13 protein-coding genes and 1 pseudogene are annotated in these 10,886 nt (G+C 62.0%); 9 read left to right on the top strand and 5 right to left on the bottom strand.

Going from position 1 to position 10,886, the window contains the following annotated elements:
* The 4 genes from AACS24_RS05025 to AACS24_RS05010 form a co-directional block, all read left to right on the top strand.
* The coding region (locus AACS24_RS05025; RefSeq protein WP_258223106.1) for a DUF4010 domain-containing protein at positions 1 to 586 on the top strand (586 nt) is incomplete at its 5' end.
* An 86-nt stretch (positions 587 to 672) separates the two neighbouring features.
* Complete coding sequence (locus AACS24_RS05020; protein WP_108572548.1) at positions 673 to 1,263, top strand: sugar O-acetyltransferase; 591 nt, start codon at positions 673 to 675, stop codon at positions 1,261 to 1,263.
* Positions 1,260 to 1,598, top strand: coding sequence for a DUF1294 domain-containing protein (locus AACS24_RS05015; RefSeq protein WP_005343057.1), 339 nt, complete (start codon positions 1,260 to 1,262; stop codon positions 1,596 to 1,598). Before AACS24_RS05020 ends, AACS24_RS05015 begins: the two co-directional genes overlap by 4 nt.
* Positions 1,599 to 1,712: 114 nt before the next feature.
* On the top strand, positions 1,713 to 1,925 hold the full coding sequence (locus tag AACS24_RS05010) for a hypothetical protein (RefSeq protein ID WP_033113992.1): 213 nt from the start codon (positions 1,713 to 1,715) through the stop codon (positions 1,923 to 1,925).
* Between the two features lie 67 nt (positions 1,926 to 1,992).
* On the opposite strand, the gene yrfG is transcribed toward AACS24_RS05010, so the two are convergent.
* Positions 1,993 to 2,673, bottom strand: a complete 681-nt coding sequence (gene yrfG / locus AACS24_RS05005; protein ID WP_108572547.1) for a GMP/IMP nucleotidase — start codon at positions 2,671 to 2,673, stop codon at positions 1,993 to 1,995.
* Between the two features lie 144 nt (positions 2,674 to 2,817).
* Between yrfG and nudE the strand changes: the two genes are divergently transcribed.
* Positions 2,818 to 3,426, top strand: a complete 609-nt coding sequence (gene nudE, locus AACS24_RS05000) for an ADP compounds hydrolase NudE (RefSeq protein ID WP_033113990.1) — start codon at positions 2,818 to 2,820, stop codon at positions 3,424 to 3,426.
* Between the two features lie 37 nt (positions 3,427 to 3,463).
* Positions 3,464 to 4,276, top strand: coding sequence for a 3'(2'),5'-bisphosphate nucleotidase CysQ (gene cysQ / locus AACS24_RS04995; RefSeq protein WP_108572546.1), 813 nt, complete (start codon positions 3,464 to 3,466; stop codon positions 4,274 to 4,276).
* On the opposite strand, the gene AACS24_RS04990 is transcribed toward cysQ, so the two are convergent.
* Positions 4,273 to 4,590 (bottom strand): hypothetical protein, encoded by a 318-nt coding sequence (locus AACS24_RS04990; RefSeq protein WP_146181458.1) that lies wholly within the window; start codon positions 4,588 to 4,590, stop codon positions 4,273 to 4,275. The two genes, cysQ and AACS24_RS04990, sit on opposite strands and share 4 nt — an antisense overlap.
* Positions 4,591 to 4,713: 123 nt before the next feature.
* Here AACS24_RS04990 and AACS24_RS04985 point away from each other — a divergent pair, with 123 nt between their 5' ends.
* Positions 4,714 to 5,985, top strand: a complete 1,272-nt coding sequence (locus AACS24_RS04985) for an aromatic amino acid transport family protein (RefSeq protein WP_108572545.1) — start codon at positions 4,714 to 4,716, stop codon at positions 5,983 to 5,985.
* A gap of 68 nt (positions 5,986 to 6,053) precedes the next feature.
* Here AACS24_RS04985 and AACS24_RS04980 read toward each other — a convergent pair whose 3' ends face one another.
* The 3 genes from AACS24_RS04980 to metJ all read right to left on the bottom strand — a co-directional run bounded on the left by AACS24_RS04980 (position 6,054) and on the right by metJ (position 7,563).
* Positions 6,054 to 6,392, bottom strand: a complete 339-nt coding sequence (locus AACS24_RS04980) for a tRNA-binding protein (protein ID WP_108572544.1) — start codon at positions 6,390 to 6,392, stop codon at positions 6,054 to 6,056.
* Between the two features lie 83 nt (positions 6,393 to 6,475).
* A complete protein-coding gene (locus tag AACS24_RS04975) occupies positions 6,476 to 7,198 on the bottom strand; it encodes an AraC family transcriptional regulator (protein ID WP_108572543.1) in 723 nt (240 codons plus the stop codon).
* Between the two features lie 41 nt (positions 7,199 to 7,239).
* The gene (metJ, locus tag AACS24_RS04970; RefSeq protein ID WP_005343046.1) at positions 7,240 to 7,563 is read right to left on the bottom strand and encodes a met regulon transcriptional regulator MetJ; all 324 of its coding nucleotides are present in this window, start codon (positions 7,561 to 7,563) and stop codon (positions 7,240 to 7,242) included.
* 220 nt (positions 7,564 to 7,783) lie between these two features.
* Between metJ and metB the strand changes: the two genes are divergently transcribed.
* Complete coding sequence (metB, locus tag AACS24_RS04965) at positions 7,784 to 8,956, top strand: cystathionine gamma-synthase (protein ID WP_108572542.1); 1,173 nt, start codon at positions 7,784 to 7,786, stop codon at positions 8,954 to 8,956.
* Positions 8,956 to 10,886, top strand: a pseudogene (gene metL, locus AACS24_RS04960) (bifunctional aspartate kinase/homoserine dehydrogenase II); the annotation flags it as partial. The gene metB and the pseudogene metL, both read left to right, overlap by 1 nt.

The raw sequence follows: 10,886 nt of genomic DNA, 5'->3' as shown, positions 1-10,886 counted from the left end.
CCGCCTCAACAAGGAGCAGGGGGGGCTGGAGCGGCTGCTGGCCACTGGCATCCTGCTGGCAGGGGCCACCATGTGGCTGCGGCTGCTGGTACTGGTGCTGCTCATCCACAGCGAGCTGGCGATGCGCCTCGCCGCCCCTCTGTTGTTGCTGGCGACCACTGTGTACGGCTTTGCCTTCTGGTTCTGGCGCCAGCGCGAGGAGCTGACCGACGGCCCGGTGCAACCGGAAACCAGCAACCCGCTCGATCTGGCCACCGCCATCAAGTTCGGCCTGCTGTTGGCGCTGATCGGCTTTATGGCGACTCTGCTGCAAGACAAGGTGGGCAACTCGGGGGTCTATCTGCTATCGCTGGTCTCGGGGATCACCGACGTGGACGCCATCACCTTGTCGCTATCCCAGCTCTCCCACAAGGAGCTGGCGCTGGAGGTGGCGGCTCGCGGCATTCTGCTGGCCGGGCTGGTCAACTCGCTGGTGAAGGGGTTGCTGGCGCTTGGCATCGGCGGTCGCAGTCTCGGGCTGCGGGTGCTGCTCCCCTACTTCGTTTCGGCATTACTGATCCTGCCCCTTGTCTGGCCCGCAGGATGACGGGGATCACCTGCCAGAAGTGACAGACTGACGCCTCTCGCGCTTGTCACGTATACTGCCCCCTCTTGCAGCATGAGGAGGTAGCAATGGCGAGCGACTGGGACAAGGTACTGGCAGGCGGGGCGCTGGACAGTCAGAGCGAGGAGATAGCCAACGACCGGATCCGCGGTCAGGCGCTGCTGGCCCGGCTCAATGGTTCACCTGCAGGCGATGCGGCGCTGCGCCAGCAGATCTGCCGTGAGCTGTTCGGCCACTGCCCCGACTCCTGCTGGATCAGCACGCCGTTTACCTGCGAGTTTGGCCGCAACATCCATATCGGCGAGAAGACCTTCTTCAACTTCAACGTCACCATTCTCGATGTGGGCGAAGTGCACATCGGCAGCCATGTGCTGCTGGCCCCCAACGTGCAGATCTACACCGCCACCCACACCATGAACTATCTGGAGCGACGCAACTGGACCGCCTACAACAAGCCGGTGCGGATCGGTGACGACTGCTGGATTGGCGGCGGCGCCATTATCTGCCCCGGCGTCACCATAGGGCCACGCTCCATCATTGGTGCCGGCGCCGTGGTCACTCGCGACATCCCGGCCGACTCGGTGGCGGTGGGTAATCCGGCCAAGGTGATCCGCACCCTCAAGCAGGATGAGGAGCGCTGCTGGGAGCTGGCCCAGTGATGGCGCTGGCGCTGCTGCCACTGGGCTGGACTCTGTGGCTCGGCCTCGACGGCCAGCAATGGTGGCCACTGGCCGCACTGCTCACCATGAGCCTGCTGACTCTGGCGGCCTACGCCTGGGACAAGCGACAGGCGGTGCGGGGCGAGTGGCGCATTCCCGAATCCCGCCTGCACCTGCTGGAGCTGTGCGGCGGCTGGCCCGGAGCACTGGTGGCCCGCCAGTGGCTGCGTCACAAGACCCAGAAGCGCAGCTACCGGCTGGTCTTCTGGTTTATCGTGCTGCTGCACCTCACCCTGTGGGCGCTCTGGGTCGGTCGGCCACTCTGGCAGCAATAGCTGTCTGCGTCACAAAGGGACAATGGGCCCCATTGCGGCCGCCTGACGGCTATGAGAAAACAGAGCAGATCTCATCAGCATTTTCGCCGTCTATAGACGACAAGGAGTCGTGACATGACCATGTGGACAGGCATAGTCCTGATCGTATTTATCAGCGTATTGTTCGGATATCTCGGCAAGCGGGCCCGCTATCAGATGGGGGATGCCCGCATCACGGATCGCCTCGGCAGGCAGGATATGGTCATTCGGGAGCTGCAGGAGCGGGTCGCCAATCTGGAGGCGATCGTCATCGAGGAAGAGAAACGGCGCCCGTTTCGGGAGCTGTGATGTTTCACCGCCAGGTTTCAGATACAGAGAGGGCTGCATGATGCAGCCCTCTCTTGTTTGAACTGATTCAGATTGCCAGCGGCAGCAACTCGGCATAGTCGCGGATCGCCGGGAAAGCGGTGATGCTCTGCTCCGGCTTGCAGCTATCCGGATTCTGGATCGCCAACTGATAGCCGATACCATAGTCGGCGGCGGCCTGCAGGATCCGCTCGCTGTCATCCACAAACAAGGTTCGAGCCGGATCGAACGCCAGCCGCTCGGCCAGTGCCTGCCAGCAGTGCTGGCTCTCTTTCGACCAGCCCAGCTCATGGGTACTCACCATCAAATCCAGATGCTCGCGCAACCCCAGCTGCGTATCCTTCACCGACAGGCTGGCAGGGTGGGCGTTGGTAAAGAGCACCAACTGCTTGCCCGCGGCACGCAGCTCGGCCAGAAAGGGGATGGCGTGGGGGCGCCACTGGATCTTCGCCAGGATCTCCTGCTTGAGGGCACGAATGTCGAGCCCCAGGGTCTCGCTCCAGTAATCCACGCAGTACCAGTTGAGGGTACCGTTGACGGCGTGATAGTGGACGTCGATCTGCGCTTTGGCTTCATCCAGCGGCAGACCAAGCCGCTCGGCGTAACGCTCCGGCACCAGTTGCTGCCAGAGGTGGTTGTCAAAATGCAGATCGATCAGGGTGCCATCCATATCGAGCAAGACTGTATCTATCTGGTGCCAGGGCAAGGTAGTGGAGCGGGAGTGCGACATCGGGCCTCTTGATCGCGGATCATGGAAAAACAGGGCGGCAGTATAACGGATTTTTCCTCCCCCTTTCCCCTCCCTGCCCCGTGGTGTTCGGTGTGGGAGTCGTTTACTCTTGAAGCACGATTTTTTAACGAGCCGTCACCCCTGATGAGTGAGCACCACAAAAGCCCCCCCGAACAGATTTCGATCGACCAGCTGGAGCAGGAAAAGAGCAAACCGGAGATCCTCAAGGCCGAGATAGTGGCCGAGAGCCGGCTGTTCAGAGTGGAATCCCTCCACCTCAAATTCTCCAACGGTGAGGAGCGGGTCTACGAGCGGATGCGCGGCGGCAATCGTGGCGCCGTCATGGTGGTGCCGCTGTTCGATGAGCAGACCCTGCTGCTGGTGCGCGAATATGCCGCCGGCACCCACTCCTACGAGCTGGGCTTTCCCAAGGGGCTGATCGACCCGGGCGAAGATGCCTTCGAGGCAGGCAACCGGGAACTGATGGAAGAGGCGGGCTTTGGCGCCAACAACCTGACCCTGCTCAAACAGGTGTCGCTGGCGCCCGGTTACTTCTCCAGCCGGATGGACATTTTGCTGGCGCGGGATCTCTTCCCCGAACAGCGGATTGGCGACGAGCCCGAACCGCTGGAAGTGATCCCCTGGCCCCTCAATCGAATCGACGAATTGCTGGCGCGGCCCGACTTCACCGAGTCGCGCAGTATCAGTGCCCTGCTCTTGGCCCAGAAGTGGCTGGCGGAGCAGGCAGAGTAGCCCGCAGACGGGCAGTTAACAGACAGAGGATAACGAGATGCAGGAGTTGTTGGCCTGGGTGCCGGGGGTCAAGGAGATTGCCCGCGAAGCCGGAAGGATCCTTCACGACATCTATCACGGCGGTCAGTTCGAGCGTCAGCTGAAGGAGGATGCGACCCCGGTCACCAGTGCCGATCTTGCTGCCGATGCCTACCTCAAACAGGCGCTCTCGGCGCTCACTCCCCACGTTCCCGTGCTGACCGAAGAGGCGGCCGACATCCCCTTCAGCCAGCGATCCAACTGGCGGCAGTACTGGCTGGTGGACCCCCTCGACGGCACTGGCGAATTCATCGCGGGCAGCGGCGACTTCGCTACCCTGATCGCTCTGGTGCGGGATAATGTGCCGGTGCTCGGGGTCATCTATGCCCCTGAGTCCAACGTGCTCTACTGGGCGGTGCGCGGCTACGGCGCCTTCAAGGAGGTGAACGGCGAGGTACTGCCCATCAGTGCCATGCACCACGAGCATGACCAGCCCGATTCTCTGGTGGTGGCCATCAGCCGCCGCCAGAAGCTGGAGAAGCTCACCCGCCGCCTCAACCCGGCCATCAACTACGAGCTGATCCCGCTCGGCTCCAGCTCCCTCAAATCCTGTCTGGTGGCAGAAGGGGCGGCCGATTGCTACGTGCGGCTCGGCCCCACCGGCGAGTGGGACACCGCCGCCGCCCAGTGTATAGTCGAGGCGGCTGGTGGCCGCATCCTCAGCCTGGCGTTGCAGCCGCTCAGTTACAACGAAACCGAGTCACTGGAGAACCCGGACTTTATCGTGATGGGGGATCCGGATCTCGCCTGGGGCAGCATTCTGGCCCACTAGGCGGATAGAGCTATCACCACACCAGACAAGCAGGCGGCCATAGGGCCGCCTGATTTTTCAGGGTTGTTGTCGGGGGTGATGGCCGGAGTGATCCGCTGCCCAAGGCGCTCTTGAACAGCGTGATACGCTGGCAAAGCGGCAAAATGACAGTGAAACATCACAGTCGGTCGGTGAGAAATGGTGCGATTTTTCACGTAATTCTGAAAACACCTGATTAGCCAAAATAAAAAAACGAGCCGGCATAAAATTTTGGTTTTATATTTCACAAAAACCACAAATATCAGTTTTGTTTCATTCTGTGACCCAGATTCCATTCCCAATCTCGCTGGCTAAACCCCGCAATGGCAGTGATATGTTTCAGTCTCGCTTTTTGAGAATTAAATCCCGATAAACCACAATGAACTCAGATTAAAACACTAACAAAAAGTGAATTAGTAATGAGTTTATCTGTAGAGGCTACCAAGGAGCTATCCGGTTCCTGCTCCACCACTGCCAGCATCACCCGCTGGCGCCGTCACGACACCCACTGGGTTATCAGCCTGTTTGGCACCGCCGTTGGCGCCGGTATCCTGTTCCTGCCCATCAATCTGGGTCTGGGCGGGATCTGGCCCCTCGTCATCGTCGCAGTACTGGCAGGCCCCATGACCTTCCTCGCCCACCGCGGGCTGGCACGCTTCGTACTCTCCTCTTCACGCCCCCACGCCGACTTCACCGAAGTGGCGGAGGAGCATTTCGGCAAAATGGCCGGCCGCCTCATCTCGGCGCTCTACTTCCTCTCCATCTTCCCAATCCTGCTCATCTACGGGGTCGGACTGACCAACACGGTGGAAAGCTTTATGGTCAACCAGCTCGGTATGGCAACCCCGGATCGGGTGATGCTCTCCGGCGTGCTGGTATTCGCCATGATCGCCGTGATGCTGGCGGGGGAGAAAGCGATGCTGCGCGCCTTCGCCTTTATGGTCTATCCGCTGGCGGCCATTCTGGCGGCGCTCTCCTGCTACCTGATCCCTCAGTGGCAATGGCCGGAAGTGACCGAGTTTGAGGGGGTCAGCTTCCTCAACACCGTCTGGCTGGCGCTGCCGGTCACCGTGTTCGCCTTCAGCCACGCCGCTGCCATCTCCGGCTTTGCCAACGTGCAGCGCCGTGAATATGGCGAGCAGGCGGAAGCCAAGAGCGGCCTGATCCTGCGCAACACCACAGTAATGCTGGTGGGCTTCGTGCTGTTCTTCGTCTTCTCCTGCGTGCTGAGCCTCTCGCCAGCCCAACTGGCTGAAGCCAAGGCCCAGAACGTCTCTGTGCTCTCCTATCTCGCCAACATCACCGACAACCCGGTGATCGTGACTCTGGGGCCGCTCATCGCCTTTATCGCCATCAGCTCCTCCTTCCTTGGCCACTTCCTCGGTGCCCGCGAGAGCCTCAAAAGCCTGATCGCCAAGCCCACCGGGCTGCCGCTGGCCAAGGCGGACAAGGTCGGCATCGCCCTGATGTTCTTCTCTATCTGGGGTGCCGCCGTCATCAATCCGGGCATTCTGGGACTGATGGAAACCCTCTCCGGCCCCGTCATCGCCATGATCCTGTTCATCATGCCGGTGATTGCCATCTACAAGGTGGAGGCGCTGGCCCGCTTCCGTCACGGCTGGACCAACGGCTTTATCCTGCTGACCGGTTCGCTGGCGGTATCTGCGCTGATCTTCAGCCTGTTGAAGTAACGGCGAGCAACAAGCAAAAAAGAGAGGCGACCTTGGGTCGCCTCTCTTGTCTCTGTTCAGGTGTGAACTCAGCCCAGCTTGGCGCCGTTTTCCACCGCCTGCTCGGGGATGGCCATTACCACGGCGCCATCCGGCCGGTAGAAACCGGTCAGCAGAAACTCCGACTGAAACGGGCCGATCTGCTTGGTCGGAAAGTTGACTACGGCGATGATCTGGCGGCCCACCAGCAGCTCTGGCTGGTAGAGGGCGGTGATCTGGGCACTGCTCTTGCGCACTCCGAGCTCTGGGCCAAAATCCGCCCACACCTTGTAGGCCGGTTTGCGCGCCTCGGGGAACGGCTCGACCCGCACCAATGTGCCCACCCTCAGCTCCACCATCTCAAAATCCTGCCAGCTAATCGTCTCCATTTCGGCTCCTGTTTATCGTGCATCTTGCATGACCGCAGCATGGCCCAAAGAGAGAAACCTGTCTTCGGCAATCAGCCGTTTCGTTACGGCAGGCGGCCGTTGTGCTGGCGCCAGAGGGACGGAGTGAGCCCGGTCTCACTCAGGAAGCGCTCGCTGAAGGCCCCCTGATTCTGGTAACCGCAGCGGCTGGCAATCTCGCCAACGGACAGCTGCGTGCCGGCAAGCAGAGTACGTGCCAGCGCCATGCGCCGACTGCGAATGTAGTGGGAAACGCTCACCCCCAGCTGCTGGCGAAAGGCGAGCTTGAACTGGCTCTGGCCAAGGCAGGCGATGGTGGCGAGTTGCTGATTGGTCAGCGGGGCGGCGAGGTTGGCCTCGATATGGCGCTGCACCTTGAGGATCCGGGCGGCAAGACGTGGGGTGGCAGTGGTCTGCATTCCCTGCCCTTCCGCCAGCAGGGAGAGCCACACCTGCTCCATGCCAGCCACCTGCCGCCCCTCGGCCACCATGCGGTGCAGAAAAGCGAGGTAGTGGCGCTGGGGCTCATCCAGCTCGATAAAGGGGTGGGCCGCCAGATCGCCGGGCAGCCAGTCGCTCTCCTGCACCAGAAACGAAAGCGCCGGATCGGCGGCGTAGTCGTGTCGCTCACCGGGGGGGATGACGCAAGCAGAGCCGGGGGCAAGCCGGCGCCCCCGGCCCTGCACCTCAATCTCGAGGGGGCCGTCGAGGGGGATCACCAGCTGAGCAAAGTCGTGGCTATGGCTGCAGACGTGGTGGTGATAGTGGCGCAGGCTGAAGCGGGACATGGCAGATAGCAATGACGCGGCCAGGGCCGCGTCATTGGGGGTTATTCCTTGTCGAAATCTTCGATCTCTTTGCCCAGCGCTTCCATGATGGCGCGCGCTTCGGCAGGGACGCTGTCCGGATGATCCTTGCGCAAGTCTTCGTCGCAAGGGAGCGGCTGGCCGGTGAAAGCGTGCAGGAAGGCTTCACAGAGCAGCTCGCTGTTGGTCGCATGACGCAGGTTGTTCACCTGACGGCGGGTGCGCTCATCGGTCAACACTTTCAACACCTTGAGCGGGATCGAGACGGTAATCTTCTTGACCTGTTCGCTCTTCTTACCGTGTTCCGCGTAGGGGCTGACGTAGTCGCCGTTCCACTCTGTTCCCATGACTCACCTGTTCTCATTTAGCCGTGAGCGCGGATTTTAACCCTTAAGGAAATTAATGGCAATCCAACAGCAAAGCCATTTAGACGTCTGGAAGTGTTGACGGCCTTTTTAAGCTGGCGTAGTGTGGTTCATCATGATGCCAGCATTGGCACGATTGCGTGTGGCAAAAGCAGCGTGGCAGGAAGAGCGGCCACCGTCCAGAAAGATCAAGGAGAGAAACATGACCCACAAGGCCACCCTGGCGGTTCGCACCGGGATTGAGACAGACCAGCAGCACGGTGCTGTGGTGCCACCTATCTACCTCTCCAGCAACTACACCTTTGCCGACTTTGGCGAACCCCGTCAATACGATTATGCCCGCTCCGGCAACCCGACCCGTACCAATCTGGCTGACGCGCTGGCGGCACTGGAAGGGGGCGCCGGTGCCGTGGTCACCGGCACCGGCATGGGGGCTATCCATCTGGTCACCACAGCACTGCTCAAGGCGGGGGATCTGCTGATCGCCCCCCACGACTGCTACGGCGGCACCTGGCGCCTGTTCGAGTATCTGGCGGCCAAGGGCCACTACCGGGTGCAGTTTGTCGATCAGGGAGACGAGGCAGCTCTGGCCGCAGCGCTGGCCCAGAAGCCTGCGCTGGTATGGGTCGAGACCCCCTCCAACCCGCTGCTGCGGGTGGTGGATATCAGCGCCATTGCCAGCGCCGCCCACGAGGTGGGTGCGCAGGTGGTGGTGGACAACACCTTCCTCTCCCCCTTGCTGCAACAACCGCTGGCCCTCGGTGCCGACGTGGTGGTGCACTCCACCACCAAGTACATCAACGGTCACTCAGACGTGGTGGGCGGAGTGGCGATTGCCAAGGAGGCAGCACTGGCCGAGTCGCTGGTGTGGTGGGCCAACTGTCTGGGGCTCACCTCCGGGGCGTTCGACTCCTACCTCACCCTGCGCGGCCTGCGCACTCTGGCCCCCAGATTGCGCACCCATCAGGAGAACACCGATCGCATCCTCGCCTTCCTGCAACAGCAGCCACTGGTGAAACGCATCTATCACCCCAGCCTGCCGAGCCATCCGGGCCACGATATTGCGCGCCGTCAACAGTCCGGCTTCGGCGCCATGCTAAGTTTTGAACTCGATTGCAGCGAGGCAGGCATTCGCACCTTCCTCGCGGCCCTCACCCTCTTCTCGGTGGCCGAGTCCCTCGGCGGGGTGGAGAGTCTGGTGGCCCATCCGGCCAGCATGACCCACAGGGCCATGACCCCGGCGGCGCAGCAGGCAGCTGGCATCAGCGCCCAGCTGCTGCGGTTGTCGGTCGGTATTGAACACGGTGAAGATCTGGTGGCCGATCTGGCACAGGCTTTTGCACAGGCGCAGCAGGCAGAACAGGTAGCGAAGTAATGGAACAGCAGCAACAAGGAGAGATCGCGGTGGCAACAGAAACAGGCTTGAAGCGACGTCACGTCCACAAATTCGGTGGCAGCAGTCTGGCGGATCCGGTCTGTTATCGCCGGGTCGCCTGCATCGTTGAACAACAGGTGGGTGGGGATGAACTGATCGTAGTCTCCGCCGCCGGCAAGACCACCAACCGGCTGATCCAGCTGGTGGAGCTGGCCGAAGCGGGGGACGAAGCTGCTGGCGAAGCCATCTCCGCCCTCCACGCCTATCAGCAGGGGCTGATCGACGGCCTGCTGGAGGGCGAACTGCAGCTCGATATCAGCAAGCAGCTGGCCGACGACATGCAGCTCATCGCCAAGACGCTTGAGGGGCAGTTTGACCGCTTCGCCCGCAACGGCCTGCTCGCTTTTGGCGAGGTGTGGTCGGCTCGCCTGCTGGCAGCCCTGCTTACCAGCCGCGGCGATAAGGCCATCTGGCTCGACGCCCGCAGCTTCCTGCGCGCAGAGGATGGCGCTCTGGTCAAGGTGGATACTGCGCTCTCCAGCGAGCTGCTCAAGGCGCGACTGGCCGAGCACGCCGGTCGCATCGTGGTGACCGGCTTTATTGCCGCTGATATGGAAGGCCGCTCCCTGCTGCTCGGTCGCAATGGCTCCGACTACAGCGCCAGCCTGTTGGCGCTGCTGGCGGACGGCGAATCCACCACCATCTGGAGCGACGTGGCCGGGGTCTACAGTGCCGACCCGCGCCGGGTGAAGGAAGCACGCCTGCTGGAGCGCCTGAGCCTTGCCGAAGCCAACGAGCTGGCCCGCCTCGGCTCCTCGGTATTGCACTCACGCACCCTGCAACCGGTGGCCGACAGCCGCCAGCGTCTCACCCTGCGCTGCAGCTACAACCCGGATGAGGGCTGCACCCATATCCTGCGCCGCGCCCCCCGCTCCGGCGGTGCCCGCATCGTCTCCTCGGTGGATCAGATCGCACTCATCGAGCTGAAGGTGCTGTCGCAGACCAACTATGAGCAGACGGTGGCCACCATCGAGGCCCATCTGGCCCGTCACCGCCTCAACCCACTCACCCTGCAGCGCCAGCCGGATCGCAGGGTGCTACGCCTCGCCTATACCCTCGAAGTGGCACAGGGGGCTTTCGAGCTGCTGCGCGACTTCCAGCTGCAAGGGAGCTTCACCGGCCTCATTCAGAAGGAGGGGTACAGTCTGGTAGCGCTGGTAGGTGCCGGGGTAACTGACAACGCCGAGCAGTGTCACCGCTTCTACCAGCTGCTGGCGGATCAGCCGCTGGAGTTCGTCCAGGTGGCCAGAGATGGCCTGAGTCTGGTGGCGGTGCTGCGTCAGGTGGTGCTGGAACCCCTGCTCATCGCCCTGCACAGCGCCCTGTTCAGCCGCCCGAATCGGGTCGGTCTGGTAGTGTTCGGCAAGGGCAATATCGGCGGCCACTGGCTGAGCCTCTATGCCCGCGAAAAGGCACGGCTCGAACATGAACTCAATCTGGCGATCACCCTCTACGGGGTGTTCAGCTCGGAAGGGGGCCTGCTCGATGAAGAGGGGCTCGATCCGCTCAAGGTACAGGACAACTTTGCCCCCAAAGCGCTAATCTGGCCCGAACTGCTGGCCCAGCTGGAGCAGCACAGCTTCGACACCCTGATCGCCATCGATTTGACCGCCAGCGAAACGGTGAGCCGCTACTACCCCGACTTCGCCCAGCTCGGCATTCACATCATCGCTGCCAACAAGTTTGCCGGCGCAGCCGACAGCGAATTCTACCAGCGTATCAAGCAGACCTGCCGTGACCATCAGGTGCAGTGGCGCTACAACGCCACCGTGGGCGCCGGGTTGCCAATTCAGTCCAGCATCCAGATGCTGCGCCAGAGCGGCGACCGCATTCAGGGGGTCTCCGGCATCTTCTCCGGCACCCTCTCCTG

The sequence above is a fragment of the Aeromonas sp. HMWF016 genome (genome assembly GCF_963878195.1).
GTDB lineage: Bacteria > Pseudomonadota > Gammaproteobacteria > Enterobacterales > Aeromonadaceae > Aeromonas > Aeromonas lacus.
Note: the sequence above shows the minus strand (reverse complement) of the source record. Positions and strands in the feature narration are given on the sequence as shown.